Annotated in this window: 16 protein-coding genes; 2 read left to right on the top strand and 14 right to left on the bottom strand. The window is 69.7% G+C overall.

From position 1 onward, the window contains the following. Positions 1 to 94: 94 nt before the first annotated feature. The 14 genes from ACIA8E_RS20190 to pgsA all read right to left on the bottom strand — a co-directional run bounded on the left by ACIA8E_RS20190 (position 95) and on the right by pgsA (position 12,883). Positions 95 to 646 (bottom strand): adenine phosphoribosyltransferase, encoded by a 552-nt coding sequence (locus tag ACIA8E_RS20190; RefSeq protein WP_399299901.1) that lies wholly within the window; start codon positions 644 to 646, stop codon positions 95 to 97. Further along, positions 643 to 1,746: a protein translocase subunit SecF gene (gene secF / locus ACIA8E_RS20195; protein ID WP_399299904.1), complete on the bottom strand. Its 1,104-nt coding sequence runs from the start codon at positions 1,744 to 1,746 to the stop codon at positions 643 to 645. Before secF ends, ACIA8E_RS20190 begins: the two co-directional genes overlap by 4 nt. A gap of 1 nt (position 1,747) precedes the next feature. Beyond that, positions 1,748 to 3,490 carry a protein translocase subunit SecD gene (gene secD / locus ACIA8E_RS20200; protein ID WP_399299907.1) on the bottom strand — a complete coding sequence of 581 codons (1,743 nt, stop codon included), beginning with the start codon at positions 3,488 to 3,490 and terminating at the stop codon, positions 1,748 to 1,750. Positions 3,491 to 3,637: 147 nt separating this feature from the next. Next, positions 3,638 to 4,141, bottom strand: coding sequence for a preprotein translocase subunit YajC (gene yajC / locus ACIA8E_RS20205; protein ID WP_399299910.1), 504 nt, complete (start codon positions 4,139 to 4,141; stop codon positions 3,638 to 3,640). Between the two features lie 165 nt (positions 4,142 to 4,306). After that, complete coding sequence (ruvB, locus tag ACIA8E_RS20210; RefSeq protein WP_399299913.1) at positions 4,307 to 5,368, bottom strand: Holliday junction branch migration DNA helicase RuvB; 1,062 nt, start codon at positions 5,366 to 5,368, stop codon at positions 4,307 to 4,309. Positions 5,369 to 5,439: 71 nt separating this feature from the next. After that, on the bottom strand, positions 5,440 to 6,066 hold the full coding sequence (gene ruvA, locus ACIA8E_RS20215; protein ID WP_399299916.1) for a Holliday junction branch migration protein RuvA: 627 nt from the start codon (positions 6,064 to 6,066) through the stop codon (positions 5,440 to 5,442). Then, a complete protein-coding gene (gene ruvC / locus ACIA8E_RS20220; RefSeq protein ID WP_399299919.1) occupies positions 6,063 to 6,635 on the bottom strand; it encodes a crossover junction endodeoxyribonuclease RuvC in 573 nt (190 codons plus the stop codon). The genes ruvA and ruvC overlap by 4 nt, the downstream gene beginning before the upstream one ends. Positions 6,636 to 6,756: 121 nt before the next feature. After that, entirely contained in the window at positions 6,757 to 7,509 is a 753-nt protein-coding gene (locus ACIA8E_RS20225) for a YebC/PmpR family DNA-binding transcriptional regulator (RefSeq protein WP_030918812.1), read from the bottom strand. A 62-nt stretch (positions 7,510 to 7,571) separates the two neighbouring features. Then, entirely contained in the window at positions 7,572 to 8,165 is a 594-nt protein-coding gene (gene pdxT / locus ACIA8E_RS20230) for a pyridoxal 5'-phosphate synthase glutaminase subunit PdxT (protein WP_030918809.1), read from the bottom strand. Between the two features lie 6 nt (positions 8,166 to 8,171). Beyond that, positions 8,172 to 9,092 carry a pyridoxal 5'-phosphate synthase lyase subunit PdxS gene (pdxS, locus tag ACIA8E_RS20235; RefSeq protein ID WP_030968722.1) on the bottom strand — a complete coding sequence of 307 codons (921 nt, stop codon included), beginning with the start codon at positions 9,090 to 9,092 and terminating at the stop codon, positions 8,172 to 8,174. A 270-nt stretch (positions 9,093 to 9,362) separates the two neighbouring features. After that, positions 9,363 to 9,908, bottom strand: a complete 546-nt coding sequence (locus ACIA8E_RS20240; protein ID WP_030968720.1) for a hypothetical protein — start codon at positions 9,906 to 9,908, stop codon at positions 9,363 to 9,365. A gap of 214 nt (positions 9,909 to 10,122) precedes the next feature. Further along, a complete protein-coding gene (locus ACIA8E_RS20245; protein ID WP_399299924.1) occupies positions 10,123 to 11,283 on the bottom strand; it encodes a glycosyltransferase family 4 protein in 1,161 nt (386 codons plus the stop codon). Beyond that, positions 11,280 to 12,215, bottom strand: coding sequence for a phosphatidylinositol mannoside acyltransferase (locus ACIA8E_RS20250; protein WP_399299926.1), 936 nt, complete (start codon positions 12,213 to 12,215; stop codon positions 11,280 to 11,282). The genes ACIA8E_RS20245 and ACIA8E_RS20250 overlap by 4 nt, the downstream gene beginning before the upstream one ends. Beyond that, positions 12,212 to 12,883, bottom strand: coding sequence for a phosphatidylinositol phosphate synthase (pgsA, locus tag ACIA8E_RS20255; RefSeq protein WP_399299929.1), 672 nt, complete (start codon positions 12,881 to 12,883; stop codon positions 12,212 to 12,214). The genes ACIA8E_RS20250 and pgsA overlap by 4 nt, the downstream gene beginning before the upstream one ends. A 267-nt stretch (positions 12,884 to 13,150) precedes the next feature. Between pgsA and ACIA8E_RS20260 the strand changes: the two genes are divergently transcribed. Continuing rightward, complete coding sequence (locus ACIA8E_RS20260; RefSeq protein ID WP_399299932.1) at positions 13,151 to 15,376, top strand: elongation factor G-like protein EF-G2; 2,226 nt, start codon at positions 13,151 to 13,153, stop codon at positions 15,374 to 15,376. Between the two features lie 145 nt (positions 15,377 to 15,521). Then, on the top strand, positions 15,522 to 17,192 hold the full coding sequence (locus ACIA8E_RS20265; protein ID WP_399299935.1) for a hypothetical protein: 1,671 nt from the start codon (positions 15,522 to 15,524) through the stop codon (positions 17,190 to 17,192). Positions 17,193 to 17,228 lie beyond the last annotated feature (36 nt).

Here is a 17,228-nt window from a genome sequence, read left to right on the forward strand (position 1 = left end):
TCACAACGCAGGACGGGCACCCGCATGTTCCCGGGTGCCCGTCCTGTATGTGCGGGTGTGCCGTCCGCGTACGTTCCGCTACCGCGGGCGACGCTCAGATCGTGATCAGAGCCTCCAGCGGGGCACCTTCGAGCCCCTGCTCCAGCCGGGCCCGGCCCGCGAGGAAGCCGAGCTCCATGAGGACCGCGACGCCCGCGACCTGGGCACCGGCCCGCCGGATCAGCTCCAGCGAGGCCTCGGCGGTGCCGCCGGTGGCGAGGACGTCGTCGATGACCATGATCCGGTCGTCGGGGGCGAGATCCTCGGCGTGGATCTCGATCTCCGCGGTGCCGTACTCCAGCTCGTACGCCTGGCTGAGCGTGGCTCCGGGCAGCTTCCCGGCCTTGCGGACGGGTACGAAACCGAGCCCGGCCCGGACCGCGACCGGCGCGGCCAGGATGAAGCCGCGCGCCTCGAGACCGACGATCTTGGTGGCGCCGTGCCGGATGCACAGCTCCGCGAGGGAGTCGGTGAGAGCCGTGAACGCCACCGGGTCCGCGAGCAGCGGGGTGATGTCCTTGAACATCACGCCCGGCTTCGGGTAGTCCGCCACATCACGGATCCGGCTGAGCAGCAGTTCCCTGACGCTCTCGGTGGTGCTGGTCATCGGCGCTTCCCCGGGGTCCGGCCGTGACCCCTGGGCTGCTGGCGCTGGCCGACCACCGCAGCGGTGGGTGCGGCGTCCACGGGGACGTCGTCGTCGTGCGGCTGCTCGTCCTCGGCCGACTCGCCCTTGGCGGCCGCTGCCGCGCGCTTGGCGAGAATCCGCTTCTTCAGGGCCTTCATCTGCGGCTCGCGTTCCTTGAGGTCGGCGACCAGCGGGGTGGCGATGAAGATCGAGGAGTACGCACCGGCGGCGAGGCCGACGAAGAGCGACAGCGAGATGTCGTTCAACATGCCGGCGCCGAGGACACCGCCACCGATGAACAGCAGACCGGCGACCGGCAGCAGCGCCACGACGGTGGTGTTGATGGAACGGACCAGCGTGCCGTTGATCGAGCGGTTGGCGATCTCGCTGTACGTCCAGCGGGTCTGCTTGGTGATCCCCTTCGTGCCCTCCTTGAGGCTGTCGAAGACGACGACCGTGTCGTACAAGGAGTAACCGAGGATGGTCAGCAGACCGATCACGGTGCCCGGCGTGACCTCGAAGCCGACCAGGGCGTAGATACCCACCGTGATCGTGATGTCGTGGATCAGCGCGACCAGGGCCGCGATCGCCATCCGCCACTCGAACGCGATGGCCAGGTAGATCACCACAAGGATCATGAAGATGCCGAGGCCGGTCCAGGCCTTGTTGGCGATCTGTTCACCCCAGCTGGGGCCGACCAGGTCGGCATTGATCTTCTCCTCGGGGACCTTGAGGTCCTTGGAGAGATCCGCCTTGATCGCGTCGGCCTTCGCCAGGTCGACTTCGGTGATCTGAATGCGCAGACCGCCGTTGCCGAGCTTCTGGACGATCGCCTGGTGGCCGGAGGCGGAGACCGCGGATTCCTCAGCCTGGGCGACCGAGGCGCTGGTCGACGGAGTGGTGAAGACCGCGCCGCCCTTGAACTCGATCCCCATGTTGAGGCCGCTGACCGCCAGGGCGACGACAGCCGTGATGGTGATCAGGATCGAGATGCCGTACCAGATCTTGCGCTTACCGATGAAGTCGTAACCGACCTCGCCGCGGTAGAGCCGGGAGCCGAGACTGCCGAGTCGCGACATCTCACGCCTCCTTCGGGTCGGTGGGGGCGTTTACACGACGCGTGCGGCGCAGCGGCGGCTTGGCGCCGAGCCGCTTCGGGTCCAGGCCGGACCACGGGTGACCGCCGGAGAAGAACTTCGTACGGGCCATCAGCGTCATGACGGGCTTGGTGAAGAGGAACACCACGACCACGTCGAGCAGGGTGGTGAGACCCAGCGTGAAGGCGAAGCCCTGGACCTTGCCGACGGTGACGATGAAGAGCACCGCGGCGGCGAGGAACGACACGAAGTCGGAGACCAGGATGGTGCGCCGGGCGCGCGGCCAGGCGCGCTCGACGGCCGGACGCAGCGTGCGGCCGTCGCGGATCTCGTCCCGGATGCGTTCGAAGTACACGATGAACGAGTCCGCGGTGATACCGATCGCCACGATGGCACCACAGACCGCGGGGAGGTTCAGCGCGAAGCCGATGGCCGGGCCGAGCAGCGACATGAGCGTGTAGGTCAGGATGCCGGAGACCAGGAGGCTCAGGAGCGCGATGAGCGCAAGGCCGCGGTAGTAGGCCACCAGGTAGATGACGACCAGGGCCAGACCGATCGCACCGGCGATCAGGCCCGCCTGGAGCTGCTCACCGCCGAGCGCGGCGGTGACGGTGGTGACCGTGTCCTCGTCGAAGGACAGCGGGAGCGCACCGTACGACAGCACGTTCGCCAGATCCTGGGCGGACTGCTGGGTGAAGCTGCCGGAGATCTCGGCGCTACCGCTGAGCGTCTCGTTCACCTGGGGTGCGGAAACCACCTCGCCGTCGAGCGCGATGGCGAACTGGTTCATCGGTGACTGCTGCTGCGACAGCTTGGAGGTGATCTGCTGGAACTTCTTCGAGCCCTTGTCGGTGAAGTCCATCTGCACGATCCACATGCCGCGCTGCTGGTCGATCGTGGCCTTGGCGCTGTCCACGTCCGTACCGGAGACCTCGGCCGGGCCGAGGACGTACTTGGCGTCACCCTCGGAGCTGCACGCGATCGTGGTGTCGGTGGGCTTCGCGTTGGCACCGGCCTTCGCACGGCCGGCCTTGGTGGAGCAGTCGAGCGCGGCGAACCGCTTCTGGAGCTCGGCGGTGGCCGGGTCGACCGAGGCCGAAGGGCTCACGGACGCCTTCGGCGTCCCGGAGGCGCTGGCGCTGGGGCTGGGCGACGTGTCCTTCGTCAGGGCGCCGGTGACCGCGCGCCCCTGGGTGGTGGCGCCGGCCGAGGGGGTGGCCTTCGAACCGGAGGCCGTCTCCTTGTCGCTGGGCGAGGCGCTCGGCTTGGCCGAACCGGATGCCGAGGGGCTGGCGGTGTCGGTGGGCGTGGCCTGGCCTGCGGTTACGGTGAGCACGGGCCGGAAGTAGAGCTGGGCGGTCGTGCCGACCTGTTCCCGGGCCTGCTTCGAGTTCGTCCCCTTGGGGATGTTGACGATGATGTTGTCCCGGCCCTGGGTCTGGACCTCGGCCTCCGAGACACCCAGACCATTGACACGGCGTTCGATGATGCTGACCGCGGTGTCCATGTTGGTCTGGTTGATCGCGTCGGGCTTGCCGGGCTGGCTCTTCGCCTTGAGCGTGATCGACGTGCCGCCCGCCAGGTCGATACCCAGCCGAGGCGTGGTGTGACCGGACAAGAACATCCCGCCGGTGAGCGCGACCATGGCGATCAGGATCAGAGCCAGGGCACGCCCCGGCCTGCCCTGGCCGCCGGACGACCCTCGGCCCTTCTTCGGTGCTGCCACCTTCTCGTTTCTCCCTGTCCAACCGCCCCGCGCCGGGTACGCGCCCGAGCGGCCACGAAGTGTTGTGGGGACCTGCCCCCGCAGAAGACCGCACGTTCCGGGGGATGCCGGACGCCGGTAGGCTCACAGCATCCCCCGGGTCATGCCCTACTTCGCGTCGGCCTCGCCGTCGGCCTTCTCATCGGCCTTGGCGTCCTTCGGCTCGGCCTTCGGCTCGACGTCGTCGGCCCCGGCCTTCTTGCCCAGGTCGATCTTGGCCTCGTCCGAGGAGTCGTCGTCCGCGTCGGCCTCGACGGGCTCGTCGGCGCCGGCCGCCTCGGTCAGCGAGGAGGCGTCGTCCGGCACGATCGCGCCGTCGATGTCATCGCCGTCACCGTGGACGATCCGGTTGTACTCCGCGTCGTCGAGGACGGCGCCGATGGAGTTCTTGGCGTAGATGGCGTGGACGCCGGGTGCGACCTCAAGGACAACCGTGTCGTCGTGCAGCTCCTTGACGGTGGCGTACATGCCCCCGATCGTCCGGACGCCGGTGCCGGGCTGCATTTCGTTGCGCATCGACGCGGCGGCGGCCTGCTTCTTCTTGGCGGACCGGGTCATCAGGAACATGGCCCCGATGAGCACGATGAAGGGGAGGAGAGTCACGGGATTCACGGGACGAGTTTCCTTCGCACGACCGCGCTGAAATGCGGCCTGATCTACGGGGGTGGGTACGCCGCCCTGTGCGGGCGGCATCGGCGGAGTCTAAGCGAGTCCGCATCGATGGAACAACGCCCAGCATGGCACCGTGGTTCCTGATCTGGGGCAACCTGTGACGCATCACGCCCCAAAAAGACCCTGTTGTCCTTTTCCACCATGGGGCGGGGGGACGAGACCCAGATGGGTCCAGGCCGCCGGGGTGGCGACCCGGCCCCTCGGCGTCCTGGCCAGCAGACCTTCCCGTACCAGGAAGGGCTCCGCGACCTCCTCGACAGTCTCGCGCTCCTCCCCCACGGCCACGGCGAGGGTGGACAGGCCGACCGGGCCGCCGCCGAAGAGCTTCAGCAGTGCGCCGAGCACCGCCCGGTCCAGCCGGTCCAGGCCCCTGGCGTCGACCTCGTACACCCTGAGGGCCGCGGCGGCGACGGTGCGGTCGATCCGGCCGTCCCCTTTGACCTGGGCGTAGTCACGGACGCGGCGCAGCAGGCGGTTCGCGATACGGGGCGTGCCGCGGGAACGGCCGGCGATCTCGGCAGCGCCGTCGGCGTCTATCGCGACATCGAGGAGGCGGGCCGAGCGGTGGATGACGCGTTCCAGTTCGGCGGGGGCGTAGAACTCCATGTGGCCGGTGAAGCCGAAGCGGTCGCGCAGCGGGGGCGGCAGGAGTCCGGCCCGGGTGGTGGCACCGACCAGGGTGAAGGGCGGCAGCTCCAGCGGGATGGCGGTGGCGCCGGGGCCCTTGCCGACGATGACGTCGACCCGGAAGTCCTCCATCGCCATGTAGAGCATCTCTTCAGCGGGCCGTGACATGCGGTGGATCTCGTCGAGGAAGAGGACCTCGCCCTCCTGGAGGGAGGAGAGGATCGCGGCGAGGTCGCCCGCGTGCTGGATGGCGGGACCGGAGGTGATCCGGATCGGGGCGCCCATCTCGGCGGCAATGATCATGGAGAGGGTGGTCTTGCCGAGGCCGGGGGCACCGGAGAGCAGGACGTGGTCGGCGGTGGCGCCACGGGCGAGGGCCGCCTTCAGGACCAGGTCGAGCTGTTCGCGCACCTTCTCCTGGCCGACGAACTCGTCGAGGTCCTTCGGCCGCAGGGCGGCTTCGACCGCGGTGTCCTCGCCGTCCGCGCCTGCGTCGACGAGCCGCTCGTCGGTGTCGGGTCCGGTGTCGTCCCAGTTCATTCGGTCAGTCCCGCCTAGGGTGTTTCGGTGCCGGGCCGTGCGATGCCCGTGCGTCGGGGTGTCGCGTCCGGTCAGCGTGCGCGGTTGAGGGTCTGCAGTGCGGCACGCAGCAGCTGCGGTACGGGCGGCTGGGCGCCCTCGGCGAGGGCGGCCTCGGCCTGCGGGGCAACGGCGGAGACCGCTTCGTCGGCCTCACGGCTCGCGTAGCCGAGGCCGATCAGGGCGGCATGCAGCTGGTCGCGCCAGGAGGAGGAGACGGCGGTGCCGATCCCCTGCCGGCCGATGTGGGCGCCGACGGGCTCGCCGAGCCTGTCCCTCAGCTCGAGAAGGAGTTTCTGCGCACCCTTCTTGCCGATGCCGGGGACAGCGGTGAGCGCCTTCTCGTCGCCGGAGGAAACGGCGAGGCGCAGGGCGTCCGGGCTGTGCACGGCCAGCATCGCCTGGGCGAGCCTCGGGCCGACGCCGCTGGCGGTCTGCAGGAGCTCGAAGACCTGCCGCTGGTCGTCGTCGGCGAAGCCGTAGAGCGTCAGTGAGTCCTCCCGCACGACGAGCGAGGTGGCCAGCCTGGCCTCCTGGCCGATCCGCAGGTCGGCGAGGGTGTGGGGGCTGCACTGGACGGCCATGCCGATGCCACCGACCTCGATCACGGCCGTGGTCGGGGCGAGTGCGGCGACGGGGCCGCTGACGAAGGCGATCATCGGGGGACCTTCCGGACGGGAACTGCGGGGGTACGGGGAACGCGCGGGGTGCGGGCCGCCGCGGCGGCCGCATGCGCCTGCTGGAGGCGGTTGACGGCCGGGGCTCGCCATATGTGGCAGATGGCGAGGGCCAGCGCGTCGGCGGCGTCGGCCGGTTTCGGCGGGGCGTCGAGCCTCAGCAGCCGGGTGACCATCGCGCCGACCTGCGCCTTGTCGGCGCGGCCGCTGCCGGTGACGGCGGCCTTGACCTCACTGGGGGTGTGCAGGGCGACGGGGATGCCGCGGCGGGAGGCGCAGAGCATGGCGACCGCACTGGCCTGCGCGGTGCCCATCACCGTACGGACGTTGTGCTGGCTGAACACCCGCTCGACGGCGACGACTTCGGGACGGTGCTCGTCGAGCCACTCCTCGATGCCTCGCTCGATGGCGACCAGCCGGTGGCCGAGCTCCGCATCGGCCGGGGTGCGCACGACGCCGACCCCGAGCATCGTCAGCGGGCGGCCCGCGACGCCTTCGACGACGCCGACGCCGCATCGGGTCAGCCCCGGGTCCACGCCCAGTACCCGCATGAAGCGCCCCCTCTGCCGATCGGTCAACTGTTCCCGCAGGCTATCGGCTCGCACTGACAATGCGACGGGCCGACGGGGTGTGTCCCCGCCGGCCCGTGCTGAAGGCTGTGCTGAGTGCGCCTCAGGCGTCGACCTTCTCCATGACCTCGTCCGAGACGTCGAAGTTGGCGAAGACGTTCTGCACGTCGTCGCTGTCCTCCAGCGCGTCGATCAGCTTGAAGATCTTGCGAGCGCCTTCCTCGTCCAGCTCGACCTGCATGGTGGGCAGGAAGTTGGCCTCGGCGGAGTCGTAGTCGATGCCGGCCTGCTGGAGCGCGGTACGGACCGCGACCATGTCGGTGGCCTCGCTGACGACCTCGTAGGACTCACCGAGGTCGTTGACCTCCTCGGCGCCTGCGTCGAGCACCGCACCGAGAACGTCGTCCTCGGTCAGCTCCCCCTTGGGGACGATGACGACGCCCTTGCGGTTGAAGAGGTACGAGACCGAACCCGGGTCGGCCATCGAACCGCCGTTGCGCGTCATGGCGACCCGTACGTCGGAGGCGGCACGGTTGCGGTTGTCGGTGAGGCACTCGATGAGCACCGCGACACCGTTCGGGCCGTAGCCCTCGTACATGATCGTCTGGTAGTCGACGCCGCCCGCTTCGAGACCGCCACCGCGCTTGACCGCGGAGTCGATGTTCTTGTTCGGGACGGAGCTCTTCTTGGCCTTCTGGATCGCATCGACGAGGGTCGGGTTGCCCTCGGGGTCCACACCGCCGGTGCGGGCCGCGACCTCGATGTTCTTGATCAGCTTCGCGAAGAGCTTGCCGCGCTTGGCGTCAATCACGGCCTTCTTGTGCTTCGTCGTAGCCCATTTAGAGTGGCCGGACATCTGCCTGTCTCCTTCGCGTCACCAATTTCTTAACGAACCCGAGAGATCCTACCGGGATCGAGTCAGCGGACTGCGCGCACCATGTCGACGAAGAGTGCGTGAACTCGGTGGTCCCCGGTCAGTTCCGGGTGAAATGACGTCGCCAGGGCGTTTCCCTGCCGTACGGCGACGATGTGACCACCGTGCTCGGCCACGACCTGGGCCTGCGCGCCGACCGACTCCACCCAGGGGGCCCGGATGAAGACGCCCTCGACCGGACCGCCGTCGATTCCGGTGACCTCGACGGCCGCCTCGAAGGACTCGTTCTGCCGCCCGAAAGCGTTACGGCGCACGATCATGTCGATGCCGCCGACGGTCTCCTGGCCCGAGCGCGGGTCGAGGATCTTGTCGGCCAGCAGGATCATTCCCGCGCAGGTGCCGTAGACCGGCATTCCGGCGCGTACCCGCTCGCGCAGCGGTTCCAGCATGCCGAACAGGACGGCCAGCTTGGACATGGTGGTGGACTCACCGCCGGGTATGACGAGACCGTCGACCTCGGCGAGCTCCTCGGGGCGCCGGATCGGCCTGGCCAGGGCATCCGCCGAGGCCAGGGCGATCAGGTGCTCCCGTACGTCGCCCTGAAGAGCCAGGACTCCGATCACAGGGGTGTCGCTCATCAGTGACTACCAGCCGCGGTTGGCGTAGCGCTCGGTCTCGGGCAGCGTGTCGCAGTTGATGCCGACCATGGCCTCGCCCAGATTGCGGGAGGCATCCGCGATGATCTTCGGGTCGTCGTAGAAGGTGGTGGCCTTCACGATGGCGGCGGCGCGCTTGGCCGGATCGCCGGACTTGAAGATGCCGGAACCGACGAAAACGCCCTCCGCGCCGAGCTGGCGCATCAGCGCAGCGTCGGCCGGGGTCGCGACGCCACCCGCGGAGAACAGGACGACGGGCAGCTTGCCGAGCTCGGCGACCTCCTTGACCAGCTCGTACGGGGCGCGGAGCTCCTTGGCTGCGGCGTACAGCTCGTTGTTGTCGTAGCCGCGCAGCCGGGCGATCTCGTTCTTGATCTGGCGCAGGTGGCGGACCGCCTCGACGACGTTGCCGGTACCGGCCTCGCCCTTCGAGCGGATCATGGCCGCACCCTCGGCGATGCGGCGCAGCGCCTCGCCCAGGTTGGTGGCGCCGCAGACGAACGGCGTGGTGAAAGCGAACTTGTCGCTGTGGTTGACCTCGTCGGCGGGGGTGAGGACCTCGGACTCGTCGATGTAGTCGACACCGAGGGACTGCAGGACCTGGGCCTCGACGAAGTGGCCGATGCGGGACTTCGCCATCACCGGGATGGAGACGGCCTCGATGATCTCTTCGATCATGTTCGGGTCGGACATCCGGGCCACGCCGCCGTCCTTGCGGATGTCGGCGGGCACACGCTCGAGCGCCATGACGGCCACGGCGCCCGCGTCCTCGGCGATCTTCGCCTGCTCGGCGTTGACGACGTCCATGATCACGCCGCCCTTGAGCTGCTCGGCCATGCCGCGCTTGACGCGCGCGGTGCCGGTCGCCGGGGAGTCGGTGGACTGCGGGGTGGTGGGAAGCGTGGACACGGATCGACCTCACTCGGAGAAAAAGATGCTGATGGTGCTCATTAGTGCTCTGCCCAGCAAACTCCTCGGAACCAGTCCACAGCAAGGGCCAATGGCAGGCCGGTGGATCGTTCTGGCGGCGCACGGCCGCGTACGGATGAACGGCGCGCCTTGCCCCGAAGAGAAGCGTGGGGCCCCGCGCAGCACGAGTGGCGGTCCTGTGCGGGACGTACAGCCCCCGTACGGAGGCGAGGCGGCCGCGTAAGGGGCCCGGTGGCGGCCGTTCGCCTCTCAGCTGACCGGGCGGTCCGCCAGCGCGACCGGCGGCTCGTCGTCCATCTCGAAGGCCAAGGGGAACGGCGCGTGTCCGGCCAGCCGGAACCAGCGCACCGTGCGGTGCCTGCGCAGCGCACGCGCCGCGCGCACCGCGTCGTTGTGGAACCGCCGCGCCATCGGGACCCGTCGCACCGCCGCGGCCAGCTCGGACGCGGCCTCCTCGCCGCCGGGGATCTCCTTCACGGCCTCCACCTGGGCCGGCTCGCCGAACACCGCCCGCAGCGCGGTGCTGAGCTCGCTCTCCGCGACCTCGCGGTGCTCCTCCTCCGACTGCCGGGCCGCGTGCGCGGCCTCGTACAGCACGATGGACGCGGCCGGGTCGAGGACACCGGACGTGGCCAGTTCCTGGGTGACCGAGGCACGGCGCAGCAGTTGTGCGTCGAGGGCGGCGCGGGCGGCGTCGATCCGCGTGTGCAGCCGGTCCAGCCGTCCGGCGGTCCAGCTGAGGTACAGGCCGATCGCGACGATCGCGACAGCGATCCAGATGAGGGTTTCGGTCACGGGCCGCAAGGCTACCGTCGGGCGCGCGTGCCCCGGCCCTCCGGCCCGCGCCCCTGCCCGGCAAGCAGCCCCGGACCCTGGTCCTCGATCGCGCCGGTCGGGCCCGGGACGGACGGCCCCGAGATGCCCGGGCGTGCGGTCCACCGCCCCGAGCCGGACCGCACGATGCCCGGTCCGTCCTGGGCCGGCCGGCCCGAAACAGGAGCGTCCGGCCTCAGGGGCGGGCCAGCCCGAACCGGGCCCGCAGGCCCGTGCGTTCGTCCGTCGCCACCGATGCGGCCCCGTCCGTCACCGTCTCGTACACCGCGAGAATGTCCGCCGCCACCGTCGACCAGTCGAACCGTCGCACATGCGCGCTGCCGCGTTCGCTCAGCTCCGCGCGCCGTGCAGGATCGCCGAGCAGCCGGATCGCCGCCCCCGCCAGCGCGTCCGCATCCTCGTTGGCGAACAGCTCGCCCGCCGCGCCCAGGTCCAGCACCTGGGCGAAGGCGTCCAGATCGCTGGCGAGGACCGGTGCGCCCGCCGACATCGCCTCGACCAGAATGATCCCGAAGCTCTCGCCGCCCGTGTTGGGGGCCACGTACACGTCGACACTGCGCAGCAGCCGTGCCTTGTCCTCGTCGCTCACCATGCCGAGGAATTCGACGCGCTCGCGCATCTCCTCGGGCAGCGAGGCGACGGCCTCCTCCTCGTCACCCCGGCCCGCCACCAGCAGCCTGGTGTCCGGGCGGGCGGCGAGGATCGCGGGCAGTGCCCTCATCAGGACGGGCAGGCCTTTGCGCGGCTCGTCGATGCGCCCGATGAACCCGATCGTCCCGCCCTGCCATTCGGGCTTGGGCTCGGCCTTGTCGAAGAAGCCGACGTCGACCCCGTTCGGAATGACCACCGCGTCACCGCCGAGGTGCTCGACCAGGGTCCGGCGTGCGTACTCGCTCACCGCGATGCGCGCACTGATCTTCTCCAGCGCGGGCTGCAGGATCGGGTACGCGGCGATCATCGCCCGGGAGCGCGGGTTGGAGGTGTGGAACGTGGCGACGATCGGCCCCTGCGCGGCCCAGCAGGTGAGCAGCCCCAGCGACGGCGAGGTCGGCTCATGGATGTGGATCACGTCGAAGGTGCCGTCGTGCAGCCAGCGGCGCACCCGCGCAGCGGAGAGGAATCCGAAGTTCAGCCGGGCGACGGAGCCGTTGTACGGGACGGGCACGGCCCGGCCCGCGGACACCACGTACGGCGGCAGTGGCGTCTCGTCGTCGGCGGGGGCCAGCACCGACACCTGGTGACCGAGGCGGATCAGGTGCTCGGCCAGGTCGCGGATATGGAACTGCACACCGCCCGGTACGTCCCAGGAGTACGGGCAGACGATGCCGATCTTCATGACTGCTCCTCCCTGGGTTCGAGGTCGGCGAGCCAGAGCCGCTGCAGCATGTGCCAGTCCTCCGGGTGCTCCGCGATTCCGGTGGCGAAGGCATCGGCCAGCGCCTGTGTCATCACAGACGTCTTCTCGGTACGCGTACCTGACTCGGGCACCTCGACGGCCGGGTGGATCCGCGCCTTCATCACCGGGGTCCCGTCGTACCGGAGGGTCACGGGCAGCAGCAGCGCACCGGTCTGCTGGGCCAGCAGCGCGGGACCGGCAGGCATCCGTGCCGTGTCGCCGAAGAACGTCACCTCGACACCGGATGCGGACAGATCGCGGTCGGAGACCAGACAGACCAGGCCGCCGTCGCGCAGTCGCCGTGCCAGGGTGCCGAAGGCGGACCCGCCGGTGTGCGGCAGGACCTCCATGCCGAGCCCCTCGCGGTAGGCGACGAACCGGTCGTACAGCGACTCGGGCTTCAGCCGCTCGGCGACCGTGGTGAACGGCACCTTCATATCGGTGGTGACCCAGGCCCCGGCCAGGTCCCAGTTGGCCAGGTGGGGCAGGGCGAGGATCACACCGCGTCCGGCGTCGAGACCGTCGGTCAGCCGGTGGGTGTCCGACACGTCTATGCCGGCCTTGATCCGCTCCGGACTCCACGTCGGCAGGCGGAACGACTCCATCCAGTAGCGCATGTACGAGCGCATCCCGGCCCTGGAGAGCTCGGCCAGGCGGGCCGGGCTCGCGTCCGGCACCACCCTCGCCAGGTTCGACTCCAGCCGCAGCACACTCTTGCCGCGCCGCTTCCACACCTGGTCGGCGAGGGTACGGAAGAGGGCCTGCGCGACCGGTTCGGGGAGCTTCTTCACCGCGCTCCAGCCGAACCCGTACAGACCGTCGGTCAGCCGTTCCTTCAGCCCTGGCTTCGACTCCCCCTGGGTGCCGCTCACTGGGCGGCCTCGCTCCCCCGGTCCGCCGCCGCGGCGGCGGCGTCGGCCTCCGCGGACTCGCGGCGCACGGTCACTACCCGCTGCACGAGCGTCACCAGACTGCCGACGGCGACGATCCACAGCGCGATCGGCAGCAGGATGTCGATCCCCGGCACACCGAACTTGTGGAGCCCGGCCAGCCCGGCCGCCACCAACGAGATCACCAGCCGCTCGGCACGCTCGACCAGACCGTTGACCGCGACCGGCAGGCCGATCGACTCCCCGCGGGCCTTCGTGTACGAGACCACCTGGCCGCTCGCCAGGCAGAAGATCGCCACGGCGCACAGCACGTTGTCGTCGCCGTTGCCCGCGTACCAGAGCGCGAACCCGCCGAAGATCGCCCCGTCGGCGACCCGGTCCAGCGTCGAGTCCAGGAACGCGCCCCAGCGGCTGGAGATACCGGCCTGCCTGGCCATGTTCCCGTCGACGAGGTCGGAGAAGACGAAGACCGTGATGACGATCGTGCCCCAGAAGAACTCACCCATGGGGAAGAAGACCAGCGCACCTGCCATCACTCCGGCCGTACCGATGAGCGTGACCGCGTCAGGGCTCACGCCGAGACGGAGCAGCAGTGCGGCGAACGGTGTGAGGACACGCGTAAAAAATGCACGCGCGTACTTGTTCAGCATGGCCTTCCCGAGGGGTCGGTGGGCCGTGCGGCCCCTTCGGCCACCGGCTGGCCCATCGTAGTCACCCGTGCAGGGGTCCAACCTCCGGGCACCCGTCCAGGTGCGTCGGCGTACGACGTATGGACGCAAGCCGACCTGAGTGGAAAGCTCGAATTACCGCGGGCGTCGCCGAAGCCGCCGCGGCGGCTCCCCGTGCTCGCGCCCCTCATCTCCCCCCAACGCGCCAGGCAAGCTCCCCGCACAGCGCACTCCACCGGGAGGCACATCATGGGCGACAAGGCACACGCACACACCGGGGCCGCCGGCAGAGCAGCAACGGCCGACCGGCCCTCCTCCATACGGAATGTGGTGCTGGTCGGCCACAGCGGTTCAGGCAAGACCACCCTCGTCGAAGCCCTCGCACAGACCGCCGGAGCGGTCAACCGGGCCGGCCGGGTCGAAGACGGCGGGACGATCTCCGACTACGACGAGATCGAACACCGTCAGCAACGCTCCGTACAGCTTTCCCTGGTCCCCGTCGAATGGGGCGGGTACAAGATCAATCTGTTGGACACCCCTGGATACGCCGACTTCGTCGGGGAACTCAGGGCCGGTCTGCGGGCAGCGGACGCGGCCCTCTTCGTTGTCTCGGCGGCCCAGGAGGCCGACGCCGTGGTGGGCACCACCCGCGCCGTGTGGGAGGAGTGCGCCGCCGTCGGCATGCCGCGCGCGATCGTCGTCACCCACCTCGACACCGCGCGCACCTCCTTCGACGGGATGACCCGGGTCTGCGGAGAGATCTTCGGCGGCGACGACCCCGACGCCGTACTGCCGCTCTATCTCCCGGTGCTCGGCGCCGAGGGCCCGGACGGGCACGCCCCGCTGACCGGACTCACCGGACTCCTCTCGCAGCGGATCTTCGACTACTCCAGCGGCGAGCGGAAGGCGACCCCGCCCGCCGACGACCAGCAGACACCGCTCCAGGACGCCCGCAGCCGGCTGATCGAAGGGATCATCGCCGAGAGCGAGGACGAGACCCTGATGGACCGCTACCTCGGCGGCGAGGACATCGACATCAAGACCCTCATCGACGACCTGGAGCGCGCCGTCGCCCGCGGCACCTTCCACCCCGTCCTCACCGCGGCACCGGCCACCGACGGCGCACGCCAGGGCATCGGCACCGTCGAACTTCTCGACCTGATCACGGGCGGCTTCCCGACCCCGCTGGAGCGCCCGCTGCCCGCCGTCACCACCCCGCAGGGCGCCCTGCGCCCCGCCCCGGCCTGCGACCCGCGAGGACCGCTGGTCGCCGAGGTGGTGAAGACGGCCTCCGACCCGTATGTCGGACGCGTCTCGCTCGTCCGCGTCTTCTCCGGCACCCTGCGCCCCGACGAAACCGTCCATGTCCTCGGCCACGGCCTCACCGACCCCGGCCACGAACCCCGTCCCTTCCATGACGCGGAGGTCCGGGTCGGCGCGCTCTCCGCCCCGTTCGGCAAGCAGCAGCGCGCCCTGACCAGCTGCATCGCCGGAGATCTGGCCTGCGTCGCCAAACTGGGCAGCGCCGAGACCGGGGACACCCTCTCGGCCCCGGAGGATCCGCTGCTGATGGAGCCCTGGACCATGCCCGATCCGCTGCTGCCGCTCGCCATCGAGGCACACAGCAAGGCGGACGACGACAAGCTCTCCCAGGGGCTCGCACGGCTCGTCGCCGAAGACCCGACCATGCGCCTCGAACAGAACCAGGACACGCATCAGGTGGTCCTGTGGTGCCTCGGCGAAGCCCATCAGGACGTGGCTCTGGACCGGCTGCGCACCCGGTACGGGGTCCAGGTCGACGCCGTACCGCACCGGGTGCCCCTGCGCGAGACGTTCGCCGGCCCGTCGACCGGCCGCGGCCGGCACGTCAAGCAGTCCGGCGGCCACGGACAGTACGCCATCTGCGAGATCGACGTGGAGCCGCTGCCCCCCGGTTCGGGCATCGAATTCGTCGACAAGGTGGTCGGCGGCGCGGTACCGCGCCAGTTCATCCCGTCCGTGGAGAAAGGGGTACGCGCCCAGGCAGCCCGTGGAGTGGCGGCCGGCCATCCCCTGGTCGACGTCCGGATCACCCTGCGGGACGGGAAGGCGCACTCCGTGGACTCGTCCGACGCCGCGTTCCAGGCGGCAGGCGCACTGGCGCTGCGGGAGGCGGCCGCGGACACCCGTATCCAGCTCCTCGAACCCGTCTCCGAGGTCCAGGTCCTGATCCCCGACGACTACGTGGGGCCGGTGATGAGCGATCTGTCGGGGCGGCGCGGGCGGGTGGTCGGCACCGAGCAGTCGGGGCCGGGACGCACCCTCGTACGGGCCGAAGTGCCGGAGCTGGAGATCGGCCGGTACGCGGTCGACCTGCGCTCGCTGTCACACGGCACCGGCCGCTTCGACCGGTCGTACGCCCGGCACCAAGCGATGCCCGCACAGCTCGCGGACCGCGTCCGCGAAGAGCAGGAAAACGCCTCAAATGGCACATAGTTGACAGTGCTGCCCGTCCTTGTCCACAAGGGCGGGCAGCGCGTTGATCCGGACGATACGCTGTGATCCCAGCTCAGAAGGTGTGCCGGGCGCGGCAGTTGGGAAGGCCGCAGGAGCAGATCCTTGGTGGCAAGTGGGGGCGACAGTGGCCAACGACGGATTCGATTTCTCTCCCGGAGCGCAGGTCCCGCTCCAGGGTGCGGCCGGACAGGCGGTGGCGACGAACGCCCTGGCCTCCGCCGCGTACCGCGACAGCCCGGTGGAAGACATCCTCAAGGCCGACAGCGAGTGGCACAAGTCCAAGATCGACGAGGGTCGCTCCAAGCTCTTCAAGAGCAAATACTTCGCCCCCAGCCTCGGCGAGGCCTTCTCCCGCGCCGTGCAGGAACGCATGCTGGGCGGCGCCCGCAAGGCCCTCATCCAGTCTTTCGGCACCGACCCGCAGACCGTCGTCGAGCACTGCCTGTCCGCGACCCGGCTCCGCAAGGCCCGGGACACCAAACTGACCCTGGTCACCGTGGTGTTCGGCTTCCTCTTCCTGCCCGGACTGCTCCTGTGGGTGCTTGCGTTCCGCCTCCGCGACGGCCTGGGCGCCACCAAGGACAAGGCGCTCAGCGCCCTCGGCATCGCCCTGCTCCCCCTGATCGGCATCGCGGCCCTGTTCTTCCTGATCAAACTGCCGGTCACCGGACTCCTCGCGCTGTACCTGCGCGCGATGATCGTCGCCCCCGTCATCGGCTGGCTGATCGCCAAACGGATCGCCGAGACGTCGGCCAAGGACATGCGCGCCCGCTGGGAAGGGCTGCTCTCCGGCGGCGGTGTCATCGCCAAGATCCCCGAGGCCGTACCGAAGAATCCGAACGAGACCTCCCGCGAGGCGCTCCGCCAGGGCCTGGAGAAGCTGGCGGCCGAGCAACAGTCCAACTCCGTCTTCTACGCCGGCCCCAAGGGCATCCTCGGCATGGGAACCCGCTGGGGCAGCTGGCAGCTCGCCGAGGAGCTCGTCGCCAAGGATCCCGGCAAGGAATTCCACCAGTTCCGCAGCTGGGACCTCATTCGTGTCATCCACGACCAGCTCAAGATGCTGGAACGCGGTCCGCTGCACACCGGCGGCTTCCCCAAGCCGTCGGTCACGCACTGGATCGTCTCGCCCGTCGGCGAGAACGCCGACGAGGTCACCCGCCCGGCCGGCGAGGATGTCGCCACCTTCCAGATCAAGCCGCACGAGATACAGCGGATCTGCAACCACCAGCAGTTCGGCAGCGGCGACCGGCACTACCTGGGCGTCCAGTTCACCCTCTGGGACGGCCAGCTGGTGATCACCATGATGATCACTGTCACGGTGCTCCACGAAACGCTGCGGATCGAGGTCACCGGGCACGCCCTGGGCCCCGTCCACTCGCTCTTCACGAGCAAGCCGAAAGCCAAGGAGAAGACGGTCAACAAGACGGTCAGGTTCTGGGAGACCCGCAAGGTGATGCTCCCGCTGGTGGAGCCCAAGGAGGTCGTCCGCCTGGCCCTGCGTGCCCCCTTCACCTGGTACCCGCCGATGCTCGACCACCTGGGCGGCAAGATCACCCTCCCGGAGCCGTTCGGCCTGCGGCACGCCTGGGCCGAGAAGCCGTGGCGCCACCGCTTCATGGCGGACGACGCGATCCGCGCCGCCACCCCCGTCCTTCGGGCCGTGCACAGCGCGGCGCTCCGCGTCCTCGACGAGAACGGCGTCGACACGGAGCGCTTCGACAACCGCTCCATGATTCTCAGCGGATTCGTGCAGGATCCGACGCCGAAGAAGGCCGACATGTACGACGCATAGAGACGCGGTGGATATGCGTGTGGGGCGCCCCGGATC

It is taken from the genome of Streptomyces sp. NPDC051664 (genome assembly GCF_044453545.1).
Taxonomy (GTDB): Bacteria; Actinomycetota; Actinomycetes; order Streptomycetales; family Streptomycetaceae; genus Streptomyces.

Excerpts from the sequence above, each read along its gene's own strand:
- ACIA8E_RS20190 (WP_399299901.1), bottom strand. The coding sequence starts at position 646 with ATGACCAGCACCACCGAGAGCGTCAGGGAACTGCTGCTCAGCCGGATC.
- secF (WP_399299904.1), bottom strand. The coding sequence starts at position 1,746 with ATGTCGCGACTCGGCAGTCTCGGCTCCCGGCTCTACCGCGGCGAGGTC.
- ruvB (WP_399299913.1), bottom strand. The coding sequence starts at position 5,368 with ATGAACTGGGACGACACCGGACCCGACACCGACGAGCGGCTCGTCGAC.
- ruvA (WP_399299916.1), bottom strand. The coding sequence starts at position 6,066 with ATGATCGCCTTCGTCAGCGGCCCCGTCGCCGCACTCGCCCCGACCACG.
- ruvC (WP_399299919.1), bottom strand. The coding sequence starts at position 6,635 with ATGCGGGTACTGGGCGTGGACCCGGGGCTGACCCGATGCGGCGTCGGC.
- ACIA8E_RS20225 (WP_030918812.1), bottom strand. The coding sequence starts at position 7,509 with ATGTCCGGCCACTCTAAATGGGCTACGACGAAGCACAAGAAGGCCGTG.
- pdxT (WP_030918809.1), bottom strand. The coding sequence starts at position 8,165 with ATGAGCGACACCCCTGTGATCGGAGTCCTGGCTCTTCAGGGCGACGTA.
- ACIA8E_RS20245 (WP_399299924.1), bottom strand. The coding sequence starts at position 11,283 with ATGAAGATCGGCATCGTCTGCCCGTACTCCTGGGACGTACCGGGCGGT.
- pgsA (WP_399299929.1), bottom strand. The coding sequence starts at position 12,883 with ATGCTGAACAAGTACGCGCGTGCATTTTTTACGCGTGTCCTCACACCG.
- ACIA8E_RS20260 (WP_399299932.1), top strand. The coding sequence starts at position 13,151 with ATGGGCGACAAGGCACACGCACACACCGGGGCCGCCGGCAGAGCAGCA.